Below are 20,511 nucleotides of genomic sequence, written 5' to 3'. Positions count from 1 at the left end.
GAGGACGGGCGGCGTGGTTCCCGTGTCTTCCGGCGCCACTTCCCATGGTCGGCGCAGGCACGGCAAAACACCACGATCCGGCGCCTTCGGTCTTGGCCGCTCCGGGGCCGGTCGTCCGAAGGCACGGGCAAGGGCGGCCCACCCGCCGAGGGCCGGGGCGGGTGGGCCGTGGAGGGGCTCCGACAGGGATTCAGTTCCGGGCGTTCAGTTCCGCGACGATCGAAGCCGGTGCGTGGCCGCTGCCGTCGGACACCCGGTGGAAGTCGACCGAGACGAAGTTCGGATCGCGACCGCCGGCCGCCGGTCGGCACTGCCGGTCGATGCGGTCGCGCAGCCTGCTTCCGTTGTCGAGGGCGGCGTTGATGACCGTGGGTACGTTCCGATGGTGGCTCATGGTGAAGAGCCGCCGGAAGCCCGGCTCCTCACGGTCCAACGGCACGTCGGGCCACCGGCTGACGCAGGAGAGGTCGTTGCCGAGGTCTCCGAGGCTCCAGAAGTTGCTGACGGTCCAGGCCCTGTCGTACATGACACCCAGGTATTCACGGTCGGGCTCGTCGCTGAAGATCAGCAGGCGCTTTCCGGAGCCGACGAGGTCGCTCATCCTCGGCCACCCCTGCCGGCGTACGTTCCATGCGTCGGGCCGGAAGAGCAGCTGGTCGAGGCCGCGTACCCGGCCGAGCGGTTGCCGAGCTGCTGGGCGCTGACGTAGTCCTCCAGGAAGACGGTCACGACTTCTTGGGGGTTCGCTGCGAGGAAGTCCACCACGGTCTGCATGCTGCTCCGGAGGGACTGTCGGGGCAGTGTGTACGTGACCCCGGCGAAGGTCTTGCACTCGCCGGGGCAGAGGTGGACGTCGCTCGGGTGGCAGTCGCTGCCGAAGCTGACGACGCAGAGCCACGTGCTGCGCTCGTACCAATGGGTGTCCAGGCTGAGGGCGCGCACTCCGTTGTCGAGCTGGTGACGTACGGACTCGGACTGGGCCGCTGAACTCCAACGGGAGTCCTCGTAGTTGGTGAACGCGTTGTGGGCACCGAGGAAGGGGACCTCGTCGAGCCGCCGGTCGCCCCAGCGTGCCCGGGCCCGGGCCACGGCCGTGTCGTTCGCGTTCGACGCCACCACGAACGTGCGGGTCGATGCGGAGAGCGGCGCGGCACTGGCCAGGGCCGGTATTCCGAGGAGGCTCACCAGAAGGAGGAGGACCACGGAAAGTCGTCCGGCTCTCCGCGACGAAGCGGTCCCGACCGAGCGCGGTCCGAAAGTGCCGAGCCTGGGCGAGCGTCCTGGGATGGCATGTCCACGATTGACATGCGGGGAGCGTGACGGTTCGACGGTTGATTCGACCCTGTTGGGAACATAATAGTCGGCATTGCGTGACGTGCTCGTGCTTCATCGTGGCCGACGAGTGGCCGCGCGGCCGACCCGCGTCGAGTCTCGTGGAGTGACTTCTTTTTGGAATGCCGTCGAAATTGTCGGACGGGTTTGCTCAGGCCGTGCACGGCCAGGGCGTGTCCCTTCGGTCATCGAGCGCCGACCAGGAAGACGGGCCCGGCGGGGCGGCCGTGACCGTCCGGTCTACGATTTCCGCTTCGGACCAGGCGGTGCGTCGGCGAGGGAGGCGGGGCGAGTGACCGAGGCGGATGTCCCCGGGCGGAAGCCGATCTGGTCGGTGGCGGCGAACGTCGTGGCCTGGCGTCGGTGCGGAGTCGGCGGCCAGGAACTGCGCCCGGGGACGAAGTGCTTCAAGGGCGGGGCGAAGGTCTACGTGGCCGGCGTGTACTGGGGTCCGGGGGATGATCGGGTCACGGTGGTCGGACGCGAGCGGCACACCAGCCGGTGGATCGTCATCGATACGGCGACACGCCATCTTCACGGCTTCCGGCCGAAACTCGTCCACACCCCACGCCTCTTGGAGCGGCTGTGTGAAACAGGACGCGGAGGCGGGCTCGGCGCGGACTACGCGGCGGACGTCTCCGCGACGCTGGAACGGAACGCACGCCGGTACCGCGTCGAGATCGCGCCGTACCGTCCGCATCCGGACCGCTGCCTGTGCCACGCCTGCCTCACCGGCGAATCAGGGGGAAGCGTGTCCCTTCGACGGGCCACTCAGCTCGTTCCGGACCGCGCGCAGACGGCTGATCAGACGGGCCGTCGACGGGACCTGGGAACGGATCCTCGCAGCAGTCCGGCCGCGGTGGACGCCGACGGGGACATCGACTGGACCGTATCGGTCGACTCCACCGCCGTCAGAGCCCATCAGCATGCCGCCGGAACACTGGAAGAGGGGCGGTCGGACGCCGCGAACCTGCCGATCACGCCCTCGGGCGCTCTCGCGGCGGCCTCAGTGCCAAGGCGCACCCGGCGGCCGTCCGCCCGGCTTGGATCGTGAGGTCTACGAGAAGTACGCCGGGGTCCCGGGCGGCTTCGGCGCGGAACCCCCCGCGCCGTCGGGCCTGACGGTCTACGCCTCCTTCCGGCTCGACGACGACGAGGCGGACATCGCGGCCCTGCTCACCGCCGCCCGGGCGGCGGCCGTCCCCGCTCTCGTCCTCGCCCTCGTGCCCGCCCTCGTCGCGGCCCGCCGTGTGCTGCGACCCGTGCGCCGGCTGCACGACGGCGCCGAACGCATCGCAGCCGGCGAACTCGGCACCCGCCTGGAGGCGGAGAGAGGCGACGAACTCGCCGACCTGACGAGGACGTTCAACACGATGGCGGCAGCCCTGGAACGCGACGACGCCGAACTGCGCCGCATGGAGGCGGGCGCACGCCGCTTCGCCGCCGTCGTCGCCCATGAACTCCGCACTCCGCTCGCCGCCATGACCGCGGTCACCGAGGTCCTCGACGAGGACGCGGCCTCCGGGACCCTGCCGCCCGACACCGCCGACGCCGTACGCCTCATCAGCGACGAGACGCGCACCCTCGCCCGCATGGTCGAGGACCTGATGGAGGTCTCCCGCTTCGATGCCAAGACCGCGCCGCTGCGCGCCGAGGACGTCGACCTGTGCATCCTCGTCGCCAAGACCCTCCACCTGCGCGGTTGGGACGACGACGAGAGCGTCACCGTCGATCTCGCCGGGCCTGTTCCCGTCCACGCCGACCCGAGGCGCGTCGACGTGATCCTCGCCAACCTCGTGGGCAACGCCCTCCGCCACGGCCGCCCGCCGGTCACGGTCCGCGCACGAGCGGAGGACGGCACGGCCGTCCTCACCGTGACCGATCATGGCCCCGGCATTCCCGACCATGCCCTGCCCCACGTCTTCGACCGCTTCTACAAGGTCGACACCGCCCGCACCCGCTCCGAGGGCAGCGGCCTCGGCCTCGCCCTCGCCCACGAGAACGCGCTGCTGTACGGCGCCACCCTGACCGCCGCCAACGCCCCGGGGGCCGGAGCCGTGTTCACCCTCACCCTCCCGCTCGCCACCTCACCCCCGTCGGAACCACGATGACCCGCCACAACACCGCACGTACCGCCGCAACCGCACTGCTCACCGTCCTGACGGCCGGCGGCTGCGGGATCACCCCGACCGACACGGTTCCGGCCGGAGCCCCGGCCTCCGGCATCCAGCGACCGGGGACGGAAGCCCGGACGGTGCAGCTCTACTTCGCCGGCCCGTACGGCATCCGTGCGGTCGACCGTCCCACCGACCGACCGCTCAGCCCCCAACAGGCCCTCGACCTGCTCCTGGAGGGCCCCACCCCCGCCGAACGGGAACGCGGCCTGGTCACCCAGGTCCCGCCGATGGCCGGCCGACTCACCGCGACCGCCACCGACGGTGCCGTCGACCTCTACGTGCCCCGCGCCGTCGGCAGCGGCGACCTCGACGTCACGGCCGTCACCCAACGGCCTGCACCGCCGCCCACGCCCACGTGCCGGGAGCCCGCGCCGCGACACGGGTCGACATCCGCATCCACGAGAACCTCACACCCTCCGGGAGCCCGTGGACCGTCCGCTGCGGCCCGAACGGCACGGTGACCCCGGTGACCGGCTGACCGCCCCCCTGCCGGCAGGCGCCGGTGGCATCGGCCGTCGGTTTGCCGAAGGCCATGTCACCTCTGAGAGGAGCGGTCAGAAGAATCCGAGCTTCTTGGGGCTGTAGCTCTGGAGGACGTTCTTGGTGTGCTGGTGGTACAGCCTCGCATGGCCGCTGACCAGCGGAAACGGCCACGATTCGGCCAAGCTGCAGGCGGCTGGTCCGCGTATGGCCCGGATCTTGGTCGGTACGGAGTGGGCCCCTGATCGACGGCCCGGAGGGGGCGAGCCGGCACACAAACGAGTGGCGGTGCCGACAGAGCTCCACGGAGCATGCCTCGATCCAACGCTGAGGCTGATGCCCTGGTGGCCTTCGCGCGCGAAAGATCAGACCTCCGTGACCACGCCACTGCCACGTGCTTCTACAGCGTGGCCGCCGCTGCGAAGCACTCGAAAGGTCCCAAGCGGATGTCATGGCACAGCGAAGGACGAGGTCACCATCAGGGCGCCGCGGACCTGGCACACGCAGCAGCGGCGGCCGGAAATAGCCGCGCCCTGCACGGGCTCGCTCAACTGGGATTCTTCAAAGGCGAGCGTCTCAACCGTGCCGCTGCACTTGCAGGGTCAGCAACAGCCCGGGAGCGGCTGATTCGTAGGGGGCCCAGCCATGAGTTATGTCGTCGTTGTCAATGACGTCTGGCATGCTGAGAGCGGAAGCTGCTATTCGCCGTGCCCAGCTGGACTGGTCAGTCACCTGCTGTGCCATCAGATCCAGGCGGCCTCGCCTACTCACGACCTCGGCACATACGTCATGAAGTTGTCTACCGGGATGCCCTGACCTGCGGTGATGGGATCATCGCTGTCTCTGACCTGCGCAGACGAACCTTTCGGTGTCTTTCAGGGCTGCCTGCTTCGTGTAGCCGATTCTCCCCAGGCGCTCCCCAGAGCCGCTCGTACTCCCCAGATTCTCCCAGCAAGACATTGAGATCGAGAGCCCCGCAATGCCGTGGCCGACCCAGCAAGTGCGCGCGAATGTTACAGAGGGCTACCGAGTCGATCGCCGAGTACCTACATGAGCATGGTGGCTTCGATCCTTGGCAGCCTTCACGGGTGACCGCCGAGTTGACTTTGTTCGCAGTCCTGCGTGATCAGGGTATTGGGACCCTCAGTCACTCCAGCGAGTGACGGCATCTGGGCCAGGATGACGCGATCCCAGGAACATCCCCACTCGCGTGGGGACCAACCTTGCGGGTAGCGCACGGAACACCCTCGCTCGCGCGGGGACCACGGGGAGGTTCGGGGCGAAGACGCCGCGCTGTGGAAGCTGCACCGTCCCGCTACATCTGCTACCACGCCTGTCAGAGGGTTGCCGGCTGGCTCGCCGGACGGAAATCTGGTCCGTGACTGGTCCGCAGGTGTGAGCTGGGCGGCCGATTCGACTACGTGACGTGACGAACCAGAGCAGTTATCTCGGCCGGCCCTGGTGAGCAATTTCCGTGTCGGCATCCAGACTTGGGACGCTAGAAGAACCCCACTGCCTTCGGGGAGTAGCTACAAAAGATGTTCTTCGTCTGCTGGTAGTGCTCCAGCATCATCTTGTGGGTCTCGCGGCCGATGCCCGACTGCTTGTAGCCGCCGAAGGCAGCGTGGGCCGGGTAGGCGTGGTAGCAGTTCGTCCAGACGCGGCCCGCCTGGATCGCGCGGCCCGCGCGGTAGGCGGTGTTCGTGTCGCGGGTCCAGACGCCGGCGCCGAGGCCGTAGAGCGTGTCGTTGGCCGTGTGGATCGCGTCGTCGAAGTCGGTGAAGGAGGTCACCGCCACCACCGGGCCGAAGATCTCCTCCTGGAAGATCCGCATGCGGTTGTCGCCCTCGAATACGGTCGGCTGTACGTAGTAGCCGCCCGCCAACTCGCCACCGTGTTCGACGATCTGGCCGCCCGTCAGGATCTTCGCGCCCTCCTTCTGGCCGATCTCCAGGTAGGAGAGGATCTTGCGGAGCTGGTCGGCGGAGGCCTGCGCGCCGATCATCGTGTCGGTGTCCAGGGGGTGGCCCGGGACGATCTTCTCCGTGCGGGCGATCGCCGCTTCCAGGAAGTCGGCATAGTGGCCGCGCTGGACGAGGGCGCGCGAGGGGCAGGTGCAGACCTCGCCCTGGTTGAGGGCGAACATCGTGAAGCCTTCGAGGGCCTTGTCGCGGAAGTCGTCGTCGGCCGACGAGACGTCGTCGAAGAAGATGTTGGGTGATTTGCCGCCGAGTTCGAGCGTGACCGGCTTCAGGTTCTCGGAGGCGTACTGCATGATCAGTCGGCCTGTCGTCGTCTCGCCCGTGAAGGCGATCTTCGCCACGCGCGGGCTGGATGCCAGCGGCTTGCCGGCCTCCTCCCCGAAGCCGTTGACGACGTTCAGTACACCCGGCGGCAGCAGGTCCGCGACCAGGCTCAGCCAGAAGTGCACCGAGGCCGGGGTCTGTTCGGCCGGCTTGAGGACCACCGCGTTGCCCGCGGCCAGCGCCGGGGCCAGCTTCCAGACCGCCATCAGGATCGGGAAGTTCCACGGGATGATCTGCGCGACGACGCCCAGCGGCTCGTGGAAGTGGTACGCCACGGTGTCGTCGTCGATCTCGCTCAGCGCGCCCTCCTGGGCCCGCAGCGCCCCCGCGAAGTAGCGGAAGTGGTCGATCGCGAGCGGGATGTCCGCGGCGAGCGTCTCCCGGACCGGCTTGCCGTTGTCCCACGTTTCGGCGACCGCCAGCGCCTCGAGGTTGCTCTCCATGCGGTCCGCGATCCGCAGCAGGACGGCCGCCCGCTCCGCCGGCGCGGTCCGCCCCCATGCCGGGGCCGCCGCGTGCGCCGCGTCGAGGGCGCGTTCCACGTCCTCGGCGGTGCCGCGCGCGACCTCCGTGAAGGGGCGGCCGTCGATCGGGCTGGGGTTCTCGAAGTAGCGGCCGCCCGCCGGGGCGACGTACTCGCCGCCGATCCAGTGGTCGTAGCGGGCCTGGTACGACATGAGCGCGCCCTCGGTACCGGGTGCGGCGTAACGGGTCATGGGCATGGCCTCCCTCGGACGCGCCGGCCGTCCCTGACCGGCGTTCACGTCCGAGTGTGATGAACCGTACGTTGCAAGTCCGTTGCACCGGCGGACAGTTCCGCCTCCAGGGAGTCGAGCCTCGCCCGTACGGGAGGAAGCTGCGGCGCCGGCACCGCCGCGCACAGCGCCCGCCAGACCACCACGTCGTCCTCGCCCCACGCGCTGTACGCCCAGTCGGCGAGCAGCCCGGGATCGGCCCGGTCCACCAGCGCCGCCCGCAGCCGGTCCGCGAGCCGCTCCCGCAGCCGTACGACCCCGGGCGCGGTCGACGCGGGGAGCAACGGGCCCGCGTACTCCCCGGCCGCCGCCGCGACGGCCCCCGACGCGAGCTTCCGGTCGACCGTCGCGAAGTCCGCGTCCACGGGCGCGGCGAGCCGGTACGGCCGCGATCGCAGCACGTCGGGACCGAGCAGCGCGCGCAGCCGGGACAGCTCCGCCCGCAGCGTCACCGGCGTGACCGACCCGTCCTCGTACAGGAGGGTGAGGAGTTCGTCGCCGCCCACCCCCTCCGGCCGGTGTGCGAGGACCACCAGGATCTCGCTGTGACGACGGCTCAGCCGCAGCCGCCGCCCGCCCACCGAGAGCACCGCCTCGTCCCGGCCGAGCGCCGACAGCCTGACCCGCTCCGGGTCCGGGGCCGGTCCGAGCAGGGCCAGCTGGGACTCGGCCGCGCGGGCCACCGCCTGGACGAAACCGAGGCTGTGCGGGTGCGCGAGTCGCTCCCCGCCGGTGATGTCGACCGCGCCGATCACGCGCCCGCTGTGCGGGTCGTGCACGGGGGCCGCGGCACAGGTCCACGCCCGCACCGGACGCCGGAAGTGCTCGGAGGCGACGACCTGCACCGGCCGGTCGACGGCCAGGGCGGTGCCCGGCGCGTTCGTCCCGGCCGCCGCCTCCGACCAGCGGGCCCCGGCGACGAAGTTCATCCCCCGGGCCCTGCGCAGGGTGCCCGGGTGCCCTTCGACCCAGAGCATGCGTCCGGCGGCGTCGCAGACCGCGAGAAGATGCTCGCCGTCCGTCGCGTACGCCCCCATCAGCTCCCGGATCACCGGCATCGCCGCGGAGAGGGGATGGGCTTCCCGGCACGCGGCGAGCTCGTCCTCGTCCAGTTCCACCCGCGCCGCCCCGTCAGGGCTCACGCGCGCGCGTACGGACCGGCGCCAGGACGCGGCCACCAGCGGGCGGGCCTGCCGGACGGGCAGGTCCGCGTCCGTGCCCCGGTGGGCGTCCGTGCGTGTGCCCCCGTTGGCGCCCGTGCGTTCGTCGGCGCCTCGGCCGGTGCCCGCGTGTCCGTCGGAGCCTCGGCCGGTGCCCGTGCCCCGGTCTGCCGGTGCACTCCCGGTGGTCGTCACACCCCGGCCCACCTTCGGGCGGGGAGTCGCTTCCGCTCCCGGACCCGCCGCCGGTGCCCGTTCCGGCCGTGGCTCCACGGCCATCCACGCATCGCTCAACTCGGCCTCCTCGTCGAGGTCGTCCCGGCCCGTCGCGCTCATCGTGGTGCGCCCGCGGGCGCCCGACAAGCCACCTCGCACCACGGCATGCGCACCCTGTCCGGGACCGGCCCCCCGCCGCTCACGTAGAGTGGGGTCCGGGCCGTGACTGGCGCTTGAGGTGGATCACCACCGGGGAGCGGCCCGGCGGAGCGTGCCGCAACGGCGCGACCGTGCCGATGCCGTGCGCCTGGGCGAACCACCGGTCAGAGACGACGCCCAGGAGTTTCCATGTCCACCAGCACCGCCACCCTCATGGACGGCACGGCCCTCGCCCGCCGTACGGTCGAGGAGACCGCCGCCCGAGCCGCCGAGATCACCCGCCGCACCGGCGTCACGCCGTGCCTCGCGACCGTCCTGGTCGGCGCGGACCCGGCCTCCGTCACGTACGTGAAGATGAAGCAGAACCGCTGCGCGAAGGCCGGAATCCGCTCCAAGCACGTCGAACTGCCCGCCGAGACGACGACCGAGGAGCTCGTCGCCGCGGTCACCGCCCTGTCCGAGGACCCCGAGGTCCACGGCATCCTGCTCCAGCACCCGGTCGGCCCCCACATCGACGAGCGCGCCGCCTTCGAGGCCATCGCCCCGGAGAAGGACGTCGACGGCGTCACCATGGCCTCCTTCGCCGCCATGGGCTTCGGGCTGCCCGGCTTCGTCTCCTGCACGCCCGGCGGCATCATGCGCCTCCTCGACGCCTACGACGTCGAACTCAGCGGCAAGCGCGCCGTCGTCGTGGGCCGCAGCGCCATCCTGGGCAAGCCGGCCGGACTGCTCCTCCTCGGCCGCGACGCCACCGTCACCTACTGCCACTCCCGCACCCAGGACCTCTCCTCGGTGGTCCGTGGGGCCGACGTCCTCGTCGCCGCCGTCGGGAAGCCGAACTTCATCAAGGGCGAGGACATCAAGCCGGGCGCCGTCGTCATCGACGCCGGCTACAACCCGGGCAACATCGGCGACGTCGACTTCGCGTCGGCCGCCGAGCGCGCCTCCCTCATCACCCCGGTCCCCGGCGGTGTCGGCCCCATGACCATCGCCGTGCTCCTCGCCCAGACGGTCGAGGGCGCGGAGCGCCAGCTCGGCCTGTAGACGGCTGTGACCGGGCGGTGGCGATGACGGTGGAGCGGTGGGGGTGCGAGCGCGCGCGGTCGGCGATCGTCACGATTCTGTACAGGTCGAGCCCGGCGGCCGGTGAAAGCTGGCCGCGCCGCCGCCGAACGGCGAACCTGATCCCTGTGTCCCACCCGCCGACCGCCACTCCGCCGCCCGGACCGGGCAGCCCGGGCCCGTCCCGTCCCACCGATACCGATACGGGCTCGTCGACTTCCACCGATACGGATCCGACTGAGACGGATCCGACTGAGACGGATCCGACTGGGATGGATCCGACTGACCCGGGTCCCACTGGCATGGTCTCTTCGACGAGTCCGAACCCGACCGGCTCGACCGCACCCGGCTCGACCGCACCCGACTCCGCCCTGCGCCGTCCGATCGAGTCCCTCGCGGTCGAGCGCCTCGCGACCGCTGCCGAGTCCGCGTGGTCGGCCCGCTTCGTGCGGCTCGGCGCGGCCCGGCCGGGACCGGCGGCGCGGCGCGCCCGCTGGTTCGGCGTGCCGCTCGTGCCGCTGCTCACGGCCGCCCTGGTGGCCGGCGCATTCCTGACCGCACGGGGCGGGGCGGCAGGCGGCGGACTCGCCGACGGCCCACCGGGCGGGGACCCGGTCGGCACGCCGTCCCCCGTCGTCACCGGCGAGCCGGGACAGTCCGCCCCCACCGCGACGGCCGGAGCGGGGGAGGCCGACACGCCGAGCGTTGGAACGCCCGCGAACTCCACGACGACGAGCGCCACGCCGCAGCGAACGGCAGCCGGGGACCGAGCCAGGCATCAGCAGGGCAGTACGTCACCGGTCCCTTCCCGGTCCCGGAGCACCGCCCCCGCCCCCGGCGCCACCCCGTCCGGTCGCCCGACGGGCGCTCCGGCGCCCGAGCGACCCGTCTCCTACGAGGCGCTGCGCGTCGGCGACTGCTTCGACATCGACCGCGACGCGCCCGGCACCGCCCTCCGGCGGCGCTGCGACACGCCGCACCAGGGCGAACTCGTTGCCCGCCCCCGTCTGGTCGGCGCCTTCGCCACCGATGAGGCGGTACGCGAGGCGGCCACCGTGCTCTGCCGCGAACCGCTTCGCCGCAAGGCCGCCCGGCAGCCGCTCGGCACGCGCTGGACGACCTTCGTCCAGTACCCGTACCGGACGAGTTTCCTCCTCGGCGAGGACACCGTCGCCTGCAGCCTGGCCGCCACCAGCGGCACGCTCAGCCACCGGCTCCAATAGCACCGGGCCCGGGGGCACCGGCTTCACCGGCACCAGCGGCGAGCGCCGTCGCCAGGGCCGCCGCCGGGTCGTGGTCCGGCGGGCCGGCCGGGGACCAGCGGGCCCCGGCCTTCAGGTACGGCCACCAGCGCCCGTCCTCGCCGAGCCGCAGCTGCGCATCGGCGCCCACGGCCGTCCACCGTGCGCCGCCCGCGCGCCGCAGCGCCGGGCGATCGTCCTCCGCCCACGCCCCGGCGAGCCGGACCGCGGCCCGTTCCAGTGCCTCGGCGTCCGGCGTCCATTCCTCGTCCAGTACGGCGAGGGCGGCGGCGCCGCCGAACCGCCACGCGCGCGTGGCCGGCTCCAGCTCCGCCCGCGACCTGCCCGAGCCGTCGGCGAGCCGTGCCGCGATCGAGGGAGCGGGGGCGCCCGCCGCGAGTCGTACCGCGTCCTGAGCGACCGTCAGGAGGGGCAGACGCGGCAGGCTCGCTCCGCCCGGAGCGGCCGTGCCCCCGCCGCTCGTCAACTCGCCGAGCAGCCGGTGCGCGCGTGCCGCCGCGTCGGCCGCGAGGAACTCGAGGGCCGCGGGGTCGACCCCCGGTTCCGGCGGCGTGTCCGTGTCCAGGGACGGCGGCCGACCCGGCACGGCCGGGGCGACCGGAGGGGCGGGCAGCGGCGGCACGAGGAAACCCGCCGCGAACGCCTCCTCGGCCGACACGCCGGGCATCCCGCCGGCTTCTTCGGTCCTGCCGCCCGGCGCGCCGCCGGTCCCCGCCCCGCCACGCGCGGACGGCGCGGCCGCCCGTGCGGCACTGCGCGCCTGCAGCTGCTCCAGAAGGAGGCGCTCGCCCCGTCCGCGCATCAGCAGGAGCACGAAGGGGTCCTCGTCGAGGAGGCGGGCGACCTGATAGCAGAGCGCCGCCGTGTGCGGACAGTGGTCCCAGGCCTCGCAGCCGCACTCCGCGTCGAGGTCCCCGATGCCCGGCAGCAGGTCGAGCCCGGCCGCCGCCGCGTCCTCCACCAGGTGCGGCGGCATCTCGCGGTCGAGGAGCGCGGCGATGTGGCCCGCGCTGCCCACGGCGAGGTCGAGGAGCCGTTCCCACTGCTCCTCGGAGAACTCCCGCACCAGCACGTCGCCGCGGTACGCCGTGCCGTCGCGGTCCTTGACCATCGCGGTGATCCGGCCGGGCCGCACCGAGACGGCGCCCACCGCCCCCGCGCGCGCGTGCCGGCGTCCCGCCTTGAGCTGTCGCCCGTCGAGCGCCGTGTCCTCCAGGGCCTTCAACCAGGCCCGTCCCCACCAGGTGCGGGTGAACCCGCCGCCGTGCGCCGGTGGGAGCGCCTCGAAGGTCCGCTCGTCGTCCCCGTGCCCGTGCCCGTGGCCGCGTCCTCGTCCGTACTCGCTCATCGTCCGTCCCCTCGCAGCCGCACCAGCTCCGCCAGTTCGGCATCGGTCAGTTCGGTCAGTTCCGGCGGGGTGTCCCCGCCGGTGCCGAGGACGGTGTCCGCCAGCTCGCGCTTGCGGTCGAGCATCGCGGCGATCCGGTCCTCGATCGTGCCCTCGGCGATGAGCCGGTGGACCTGCACCGGCCGGTCCTGCCCGATCCGGTACGCGCGGTCGGTGGCCTGTGCCTCCACGGCCGGGTTCCACCAGCGGTCGTAGTGCACGACGTGTTCGGCGCGGGTCAGGTTGAGCCCCGTCCCGGCGGCCTTCAGGGAGAGCAGGAAGACCGGGACGTCCCCGCTCTGGAAGCGGGCGACCATCGCTTCGCGTTCGGCGACCGGGGTGCCGCCGTGGAGGAACTGCGTCCGCACGCCCCGCGCCGCGAGGTGCGCCTCCAGGAGCCGGGCCATCCCCACGTACTGGGTGAAGACCAGGGTGCACGCGCCCTCGGCGAGGATCGTGTCGAGGAGTTCGTCGAGCAGCTCCAGCTTGCCCGAGCGGCCCTCGATCGTCGGCCGCTCCTCCTTGAGGTACTGGGCGGGGTGGTTGCAGATCTGCTTGAGCCCCGTCAGGAGCTTCACGACGAGGCCGCGGCGCTCCATACCGTCGGCTTCGGCGATCGCCGCGAGGGTCTCCCGCACCACCGCCTCGTACAGACCGGCCTGTTCGGGCGTGAGGGAGACGGTCCGGTCGGTCTCGGTCTTCGGCGGCAGCTCGGGGGCGATCCCGGGGTCGGACTTGCGCCGGCGCAGCAGGAAGGGGCGCACGAGGGCGGCGAGCCGCGCGGCGGCGGCCGGGTCCCGCCCGCCCTCGACGGCGGCGGCGAACCGGGTCCGGAAGGCGCCCAGACCGCCGAGGAGCCCCGGGGTGGTCCAGTCGAGGATCGCCCACAGTTCGGAGAGGTTGTTCTCCACCGGCGTGCCGGACAGTGCCACGCGTGCGCGTGCCCCGATGGTCCGCAGCTGGCGGGCGGTCGCCGAGTACGGGTTCTTGACGTGCTGTGCCTCGTCGGCGACGACGAGCCCCCAGCTCCGGGCGGCGAGCCGCTCGGCGTCCAGCCGCATGGTGCCGTACGTGGTGAGCACGAAGCCGCCTTCGGCGACCTCCTCCAGGTCACGGGCCGCGCCGTGGAAACGGCGCACCGGAGTGCCGGGCGCGAACTTCTCGATCTCCCGCTGCCAGTTGCCCATGAGCGAGGTCGGGCAGACGACGAGGGTCGGCCCGGCGGACGCCGGGTCGACCTGCCGGTGCAGGTGCAGGGCGATGACCGTGATCGTCTTGCCGAGTCCCATGTCGTCGGCGAGGCAGCCGCCGAGGCCGAGCGAGGTCATCCGGTGGAGCCAGTCGAGACCGCGCAGCTGGTAGTCGCGCAGGGTCGCGGCGAGCGCCGCCGGCTGTGAGATCTCCGGGCGGCCGCCTTCGGGTTCGGCGAGCCGCTCCCGCAGGCGCTCCAGCCAGCCCGTCGCGGCCACCTCGACGGGGTGCCCGTCGACCTCGGTCGTGCCGGTGAGGACGGCCGAGAGGGCGTCCACCGGGGTGACCTTGCGGTCCTGGTGGGCCCGGGCCCGGCGCACCTCGGCCGGATCGACGAGGACCCAGCGGTCGCGCAGCCGTACGAGCGGCCGTCCCGCCTCGGCGAGCCGGTCGAGCTCGGCCCGGGTGAGCTCGTGGTCGCCCACGGCGAAGCGCCAGTTGAAGGCGAGCAGGGAGTCGGCGGCGAGGAAGGAGGGCAGCGCGGAGGTGCGGGCGGCGCCGGTGACGTCCGTGGAGTCCGAGTCGCCCGTGGGGTCCGCACCGAGACCGACGTCGTACCCGAATCCGGAGCCTTCGAGTCCAGAGCCTCCGCGCCCGGAGTCCCCGGCGCCGACTTCGGCCTCCTCCGGGCCTATCACCGCGCGGGCGGTGAGCCGGTCGGCCAGCTCACGGGGCCAGTGGACCTGGACGCCCGCCGCCGCGAGGGCCGTGGCCGCCGGGCCCAGGAGCTCCGCGACCTCCTCGTCGGCGAGTTCGACGGTGTCGGGCACGGCCGCCGACAGGAGCGGGGACAGCGGAGGCCAGGCGCGGGCGGCACGCCGGAGGGCGAGGAGGGCGTCCATCCGGGCCCGGGGCCCGAACGCGGCCCCGGCGCGGCCGGATCCCGCCCACACCTCCGCCGCGTCCGCGACCAGGGTCGGGTCGGCGACCCCGTGCAGCTGGAGCACCGCCCGGAATGCGGGCGCCTCCCGGGATTCCGTGGTGAAGCCGGGCAGTTCGAGCCGGAGCGAGAGCCGTACGCCGGCGTCGTGCACGGCCGCCACGTCGGCGGCCCATGCCCGCTGCTCGGGAACGGTCTGCGGTGCGTCGGCCGCGAAGGCGGGCCCACCGGCGGCCAGCGGGGCCGCCGGGGTACGGGGCAGCGTGTCGGCCACCGCGTCGGCGAAGGCACGCAGCAGCGCCTCGGGCTCGGGCAACAGCAGCGGTTCGTCGTCGGACAGGGGCGCGTCGTCGGACGGCGGTACGGGGGCGGGCAGGGGCACGGCGTGTGCGGCGGGCGGCATCGACGCGGCGAGCGTGCGGAGTTCGGCCAGTTCTCCCGGGCCGAGCGGACCGACGCGCCACGCGTCGTGGTCGCCGGGGGTGAGGCCGGGCAGCAGCAGGCCGCGCGCGACGAGGTCCAGGGCGAAGAGGGACGCGGCACCCCAGAACGCGGTCGCGGGGGAGGCGGCGTCCGAGAACCGGGCGCGGGCGAGGACCGGCAGGGCGTCCCGTACGGACAGGGTGCGGGCGGCGACGGTCACGGCCTGGAGCGGGTCGCCGTCGACGACGGTGATCCCGGTGTCGCCGGGGGAGGGGTCGTCGGTGACGGGCAGGGGCTCCCCGTCCGGTGACCAGAAGGCGATCCGTCCGGCGCGGGGCGGGTCGGCGGGCAGGAAGACGGCGGAGTGACGGAAGAGTCGGGAGGCTTCGGGGGCGGGTTCGCGGGCCGGGTCAGCGGGTCCGTACGAGAGCGACAACGCATTCCTCAAATTTGACTACCTGGAGACCGAGCCGCCGAGGATACCCGACGGGACCGGCCGGCGCGCACCTGTCCTGAGTGACGTGCGTCACGGGGCCTGAGGGGGTGGGGACTGCCCCACCCCCGCACCCCGGCGCGCCCCAGGCCGTGGACGGGTGGTGACGCCATGGCCCCGGACGATCACGGATCCGTACGTTCTCGGTAGGCGCCCAAACCTCGCGCAAGACCGACAGAAACCGGAGCCCGCCATGTCCCAGGCCACCGTCCTGCCCCCGGCCGCCGCCCCCGTCGCGGCGCCCGCCCGCGCCCGGGGCGGCAGCGAGTTCAGCCCCCTCCTGCGGACGGTCAGGGAACAGGGCCTCCTCGAACACCGCCCCGGCTGGTACGCCCGCGGCATCGTCGTCAACCTCCTCGGCATCGCCGCCGTGGTGGCCGGGCTCGTCCTGACCGGGCCCTCCTGGTGGGCGTTGCTCCTCGCCGTCCCCCTCGCCCTGTTCTCCGCACGCGCCGCCTTCGTCGGACACGACGCCGGCCACGCCCAGATCACTGCCAACCGCAGGGCGAGCCGCATCCTCCAGCTCGTCCACGCGAACCTCCTGCTCGGCATGAGCCGGGAGTGGTGGAACGACAAGCACAACCGCCACCACGCCAACCCCAACCACCTCGACAAGGACCCCGACGTCGCCGCCGACGTCCTCGTCTTCGCCGAGCACCAGACGGCGGGCCGCACGGGCCTGCGCGGGTTCCTCACCCGCCACCAGGCCTGGCTGTTCTTCCCGCTGACCACCCTGGAGGGCATCGCGCTCAAGGTGTACGGAGTCCAGGCCCTGCTGGCGAAGGACGGCCCGTGCCGCAACCGGCGCGAGCGGCTCGTCGAAGGCGCCCTCCTCCTCGCTCACTTCGCCGGATACGCGGCGCTGCTCCTCACGCTCCTGACGCCCGCCCAGGCCCTCGTCTTCGCCCTCGTCCACCAGATGCTCCTCGGCGTGCACCTCGGCATGGCCTTCGCCCCCAACCACAAGGGCATGGAGCGGCCGGACGAGCACGCGGACGGCGACAGCTGGGGCCATCTGCGCCGTCAGGTCCTCACCTCGCGCAACATCCGGGGCGGCGCCCTGACCGACTGGTTCCTCGGCGGGCTCAACTACCAGGTCGAGCACCACCTCTTCCCGAGCATGCCGCGCCCGAACCTCCGCCTGGCCCAGCCCGTCGTCCGGGCCCACTGCGCCGCGCTGGGCGTCCCGTACACGGAGACCGGTTTCGTGGACTCGTACCGCCAGGCCCTCGGCCATCTGCACGAGGTGGGGGCGCCGCTCCGCGGCGAGGGCGCGGAGTAGGGTCGTACATCGAGGCGCGATGTGACCATCGGTCCGGAAGGCGGCGGGGAGCCGCTCCCCGGGCCGGAAGAGAAGGGGGAGCTCTCACCATGACCAGCGGCACCGTCACCACGGTCAGCAGCAACGGCACGTATTCGTTCACCAAGCCCAACCGGGAGGGCATCACCCTGCTCGCGGGGCTCGGTGTGGAGGGCGACGTCCACGCGGGCGTGACGGTGAAGCACCGGTCCCGCGTCGCGCAGGACCCCACCCAGCCCAACCTCCGTCAGGTCCACCTCATCCACGCCGAGCTCTTCGACGAGGTCGCGGGCGCCGGCTTCCAGGTCGCCCCCGGCGACCTCGGCGAGAACGTCACGACCCGGGGGATCGACCTCCTCTCCCTGCCCACCGGCACCCTCCTCCACCTCGGGGCGGAGGCCGTCGTCGAGGTCACCGGACTGCGCAACCCCTGTGCGCAGATCGACGACTTCCGGCACGGCCTGCTCAAGCAGGTCCTCGGCCGAGACGAGAACGGCGAGATCGTGCGCAAGGCGGGCATCATGGGCGTCGTGCTCACCGACGGGGAGGTGCGGCCCGGCGACCCGATCCGGGCCGAACTGCCGCCGGAGCCGCACCGCCCGCTGGAGCGGGTCTGAGGCGCCCGAAGCCCCTGATCAGCCCTCAAGGGCGCAGGAGTCGACCACGTCACCGCTCGCGGGCCGCGCGATCGTACGGTCCGAGGGCAGCGCCGTACCCTCCTCGACCCAGCGCGCCAGGGACGGGCGGGGCCCTCAGGAGGAGCGGACGGCCATCGCGTCGAGGGGGTCCTCAGGAGGAGCGGACGGCCATCGCGTTGAGCGCTTCGAGGAGAGCGGGCAGCTGTGGCCCCCGTGTGACGGGCAGCACCTCGCGCGGCAGCTCGTCGAGGAGGACGAACGCCATGTCGTCGGCCTTGGCCACGAGCGACCAGCCAGGACCGTCGGCACGCAGCATCCCGGAGGCCGACCGCACCCGGCCCACCGGCGGCGGCTCCTCCAGATAGCCGCGCAGCTCGTGCAGGGCCTTCCTGACCCCGGTGTACGGGCCGGAGGCCGTGGTGCCGGCCTCCGCGCCGGAGGCCGCCGACGACGGCCCTCCGTCCGTGCCCTCGTCGTCCACCCGGGCCCGCCAGGCGTCCCACTGGAGCGCCACCTCGTCGGCGCCCAGCCGGCGCTGCGCCGGCCCCCACTCCTCGCCGGAGGGCGGGACCAGAGGCGCGGGATCGCCCTCTTCGGGCTCCGGGTCGTGCGGGGCGGGGACGCCGGGGGCGACGGTCGCCACGGGGAGCGGCCAGCCCGGCAGTCCCGCGACCACCGAACGCTCGTCGGGGGACAGGTCGTAGGCCATGCCGCAGTCCCAGGAGGAGATGGCCACCGCGACGAGCGACACGTCGTCGACGACGACCGTCCAGCGGGCCCCGTGCCCGTCCTGGCCGAACACCAGCCCGTACCCCTCGGCGTACGGCCGCAGGCCCAGCGCGGCGCAGGCCGCCGGGTAGTCGTCACCGAGCACGCTCGGGAAGCGCCCGGGTGTCAGCAGTGCCGCGGTCAGCACAAACAGCGCGTCGGCGTCGGCCTCGGCGATCGGGTCCGTCCCAGCCACGGTGTCCTCCCCATCTGGTCGTCGGCGCACCTTAACCAGTGGGTAACCCGCGCGTCGAGGGTCTCCGCCCCGGAACCTCGCGCCTTCGGGGCGCCCCGTCACGCGTCGCCGGCCTGCCGGGCGGTCGACTGGTCACGCAGGCCGAGCAGTGAGCGGGCCACGGTGCGGGGGGACTGGTTCCGTTCCCGCGCGAGGGTGATCAGGGCGCGGCAGGCCAGTTCGTTCACGCCGAAGGAGAGCATGCCGGGGGAGACCCGGCTCGCCGCCTCCTCCGCCCGCGCCGGGTCGTCCTCGGCGCAGGCGGCCACGTACTCGGCGGCCGCCTCGAAGAGGTTGTGCCCCTGGCGGGGGTGCGGTGGCGCCGGAGCGGCGGCCTCGGGCGCCTTCCGGCCGGAGGGGAGGAGTCTGCGCAGTCTTTCCGGAACTCGTGCCACGGCCCGCCGCCTTTCCCGGGCACGACTGCCCGGCATCTCCACGGTAGACAGTGAAGTGCCGGTAAAGAAGGGGGCGTTGGCATCGGTGATGGGCATGTGGGGGCCTGCGCCCGGTGGGCTCGGTCGGTGAGCGGGGGCGGGGCGGCGCGCAGGCCCGTGAGGATCCCGCGTCCCGGCGCCGCCGCCTCGCCGGGCGCGTACAGGCCCTTTCGCCCGCGGCGGAGGCTTCAGGCCTCGCGGACCGCGAGGGCCAGGTAGCGCGCGTCCTCGTCGACGTAGTCGACGAGCCGCCAGCCGGCCTCGGCGAGCAGGGGGCGCAGCCGGGGCTCCGCGCGCAGGTCGTCCGGGGTGACCTGTCGGCCGTGACGGGCCGCGAGGGCGGCTCGCCCGATCGGGTGGAAGAGGGCGAGGCGACCTCCGGGCCGTACGACGCGGGCGAGTTCCCGCAGCCCGGCGACGGGGTCCGCGAGGTGCGAGACGAGCCCCGCCCCGAACACGGCGTCGAGCGCGCCGTCGCGCACCGGGAGCCGGCCGACATCGGCGAGCAGCAGCGTTCCGCCTTCCGCGCCGCCGCGTCCGGCGGCGACGGCCCGTTCGATCATCTCGGGAGTGAGGTCGGCGCCGAGCACCGTGCCGGAGGGGCCGACGGCGGTCCGGAGCGGCGGGAGCGCCCGGCCGGTCCCGCAGCCGGCGTCCAGCACCGCGTCGCCGGGCCGCAGGCCGAGCTCGCCCACGGCGGCGGCGTATGCGGGACCGTCGTCGGGAAACCGGCTGTCCCAGTCGGCGGCGCGGGCGCCGAAGAATTCTCGTACCTGCGTGGGGTCATCGCTCATGCGTTCATGATCTCGCAGGATTCGATACCCGGAGGGGTGAACGTTCTGCGTGCCCGTTCGAACTCGGCCTGATCGTTCGGGATCATCTCTCTGTCATATTCCAGCAGCTTTCGAAATGCGCCCCCAGTGCGCCCCCCGATGCGCACTAGCGTCCCTGGGCCATGGGACACCTGGACCACGCCACCTTCGGCTGGCTGACACCCGCGCTGTCGTACGCGATGGCCTGCATCGGCGCCGCCCTCGGGCTGCGCTGCACCGTGCGAGCGCTCGATGCGACCGGCCGGTCACGGCGCAACTGGCTGATCACAGCCGCCTCCGCGATCGGCACCGGCATCTGGACGATGCACTTCGTGGCGATGCTCGGATTCGGCGTGACGGGCACCGACATCCGCTACGACGTTCCGCTCACCCTCCTCAGCCTCGTCATGGCGATGGCCGTCGTCGGGGTCGGCGTCTTCGCCGTCGGCTACGGACGCGACCGGGTCCGTTCGCTCCTGATCGGCGGTCTGACCACGGGCGTCGGCGTGGCGAGCATGCACTACATGGGCATGGCCGCACTCCGGCTCCACGGTCAGGTGCGGTACGACCCGCTCCTCGTCGGACTCTCCGTCCTGATCGCCGTCGTCGCCGCCACGGCAGCCCTCTGGGCTGCCCTCAACATCCACGCGCCCGCGGCCGTGGCCGTCGCCTCGCTCGTGATGGGCGCGGCCGTCACCAGCATGCACTACACCGGCATGTTCGCCGTGCGGATCGAGGTCGTCCCCTCCGGCGCCCCTCTCCCGGGCGCCATGCTCATGCAGTTCATCTTCCCCCTGGCCGTCGGCCTCGGCTCGTACCTGTTCATCACCTCCGCCTTCGTCGCCCTCACCCCGACGGCCGGCGAACGCGCCGCGTACGCCTCGGCCGGACGTCTCACCGAACCGGACGAACGCGCGGTCGACGTCGCACCGCCCGGCTTCCGCGCCGGGGAAGCGGCCCACACGCCCATGACCTGATCCG

15 protein-coding genes, 2 pseudogenes and 1 riboswitch are annotated in these 20,511 nt (G+C 73.0%); of the genes and pseudogenes, 8 read left to right on the top strand and 9 right to left on the bottom strand.

Features of this window, described 5'->3' with window-relative positions; genetic code table 11:
- Positions 1–190: 190 nt before the first annotated feature.
- Both ABZ318_RS11375 and ABZ318_RS11370 read right to left on the bottom strand, forming a co-directional pair.
- Complete coding sequence (locus ABZ318_RS11375; protein ID WP_356902238.1) at positions 191–601, bottom strand: hypothetical protein; 411 nt, start codon at positions 599–601, stop codon at positions 191–193.
- Positions 598–1,185, bottom strand: coding sequence for a hypothetical protein (locus ABZ318_RS11370; RefSeq protein ID WP_356902237.1), 588 nt, complete (start codon positions 1,183–1,185; stop codon positions 598–600). The genes ABZ318_RS11375 and ABZ318_RS11370 overlap by 4 nt, the downstream gene beginning before the upstream one ends.
- A 1,042-nt stretch (positions 1,186–2,227) precedes the next feature.
- Here ABZ318_RS11370 and ABZ318_RS11365 point away from each other — a divergent pair.
- From ABZ318_RS11365 to ABZ318_RS11355, 3 genes and pseudogenes are all read left to right on the top strand, one after another.
- Positions 2,228–2,355: pseudogene (locus ABZ318_RS11365) on the top strand (IS5/IS1182 family transposase); the annotation flags it as partial.
- A gap of 89 nt (positions 2,356–2,444) precedes the next feature.
- Positions 2,445–3,443 (top strand): annotated as a pseudogene (locus ABZ318_RS11360) (HAMP domain-containing sensor histidine kinase); the annotation flags it as partial.
- Positions 3,440–3,970 (top strand): hypothetical protein, encoded by a 531-nt coding sequence (locus tag ABZ318_RS11355; RefSeq protein WP_356902236.1) that lies wholly within the window; start codon positions 3,440–3,442, stop codon positions 3,968–3,970. The pseudogene ABZ318_RS11360 and the gene ABZ318_RS11355, both read left to right, overlap by 4 nt.
- Before the next feature lie 1,517 nt (positions 3,971–5,487).
- Here the strand turns inward: ABZ318_RS11355 and ABZ318_RS11350 are convergent.
- Together ABZ318_RS11350 and ABZ318_RS11345 are read right to left on the bottom strand one after the other, a co-directional pair.
- On the bottom strand, positions 5,488–7,011 hold the full coding sequence (locus tag ABZ318_RS11350) for an aldehyde dehydrogenase family protein (RefSeq protein WP_356902235.1): 1,524 nt from the start codon (positions 7,009–7,011) through the stop codon (positions 5,488–5,490).
- A 44-nt stretch (positions 7,012–7,055) separates the two neighbouring features.
- Entirely contained in the window at positions 7,056–8,405 is a 1,350-nt protein-coding gene (locus ABZ318_RS11345) for a GAF domain-containing protein (RefSeq protein WP_356902234.1), read from the bottom strand.
- A 233-nt stretch (positions 8,406–8,638) separates the two neighbouring features.
- A riboswitch (ZMP/ZTP riboswitch) is annotated at positions 8,639–8,746 on the top strand.
- Between the two features lie 28 nt (positions 8,747–8,774).
- Here ABZ318_RS11345 and ABZ318_RS11340 point away from each other — a divergent pair.
- Positions 8,775–9,629, top strand: a complete 855-nt coding sequence (locus ABZ318_RS11340; RefSeq protein WP_356902233.1) for a tetrahydrofolate dehydrogenase/cyclohydrolase catalytic domain-containing protein — start codon at positions 8,775–8,777, stop codon at positions 9,627–9,629.
- A gap of 320 nt (positions 9,630–9,949) precedes the next feature.
- Positions 9,950–10,870 (top strand): hypothetical protein, encoded by a 921-nt coding sequence (locus ABZ318_RS11335; protein ID WP_356902232.1) that lies wholly within the window; start codon positions 9,950–9,952, stop codon positions 10,868–10,870.
- On the opposite strand, the gene ABZ318_RS11330 is transcribed toward ABZ318_RS11335, so the two are convergent.
- On the bottom strand, positions 10,851–12,257 hold the full coding sequence (locus ABZ318_RS11330) for an SWF or SNF family helicase (RefSeq protein ID WP_356902231.1): 1,407 nt from the start codon (positions 12,255–12,257) through the stop codon (positions 10,851–10,853). The two genes, ABZ318_RS11335 and ABZ318_RS11330, sit on opposite strands and share 20 nt — an antisense overlap.
- Positions 12,254–15,286, bottom strand: coding sequence for a DEAD/DEAH box helicase (locus tag ABZ318_RS11325; RefSeq protein ID WP_356902230.1), 3,033 nt, complete (start codon positions 15,284–15,286; stop codon positions 12,254–12,256). Before ABZ318_RS11325 ends, ABZ318_RS11330 begins: the two co-directional genes overlap by 4 nt.
- 250 nt (positions 15,287–15,536) lie before the next feature.
- Between ABZ318_RS11325 and ABZ318_RS11320 the strand changes: the two genes are divergently transcribed.
- Positions 15,537–16,625 carry an acyl-CoA desaturase gene (locus tag ABZ318_RS11320; RefSeq protein WP_356902229.1) on the top strand — a complete coding sequence of 363 codons (1,089 nt, stop codon included), beginning with the start codon at positions 15,537–15,539 and terminating at the stop codon, positions 16,623–16,625.
- 89 nt (positions 16,626–16,714) lie between these two features.
- Complete coding sequence (locus ABZ318_RS11315) at positions 16,715–17,260, top strand: MOSC domain-containing protein (RefSeq protein ID WP_356902228.1); 546 nt, start codon at positions 16,715–16,717, stop codon at positions 17,258–17,260.
- Positions 17,261–17,432: 172 nt separating this feature from the next.
- On the opposite strand, the gene ABZ318_RS11310 is transcribed toward ABZ318_RS11315, so the two are convergent.
- The 3 genes from ABZ318_RS11310 to ABZ318_RS11300 all read right to left on the bottom strand — a co-directional run bounded on the left by ABZ318_RS11310 (position 17,433) and on the right by ABZ318_RS11300 (position 19,512).
- A complete protein-coding gene (locus ABZ318_RS11310; protein ID WP_356902227.1) occupies positions 17,433–18,245 on the bottom strand; it encodes a hypothetical protein in 813 nt (270 codons plus the stop codon).
- Positions 18,246–18,343: 98 nt separating this feature from the next.
- Positions 18,344–18,679 carry a hypothetical protein gene (locus ABZ318_RS11305; protein WP_356902226.1) on the bottom strand — a complete coding sequence of 112 codons (336 nt, stop codon included), beginning with the start codon at positions 18,677–18,679 and terminating at the stop codon, positions 18,344–18,346.
- A gap of 227 nt (positions 18,680–18,906) precedes the next feature.
- Positions 18,907–19,512 carry a methyltransferase domain-containing protein gene (locus tag ABZ318_RS11300; RefSeq protein WP_356902225.1) on the bottom strand — a complete coding sequence of 202 codons (606 nt, stop codon included), beginning with the start codon at positions 19,510–19,512 and terminating at the stop codon, positions 18,907–18,909.
- A gap of 161 nt (positions 19,513–19,673) precedes the next feature.
- Between ABZ318_RS11300 and ABZ318_RS11295 the strand changes: the two genes are divergently transcribed.
- The gene (locus ABZ318_RS11295) at positions 19,674–20,507 is read left to right on the top strand and encodes an MHYT domain-containing protein (RefSeq protein ID WP_356902224.1); all 834 of its coding nucleotides are present in this window, start codon (positions 19,674–19,676) and stop codon (positions 20,505–20,507) included.
- Positions 20,508–20,511: the final 4 nt, after the last annotated feature.

The organism is Streptomyces sp. NPDC006197 (genome assembly GCF_040613865.1).
Classification (GTDB): Bacteria; Actinomycetota; Actinomycetes; order Streptomycetales; family Streptomycetaceae; genus Streptomyces.
This window is presented reverse-complemented; position numbering and strand designations above follow the sequence as displayed.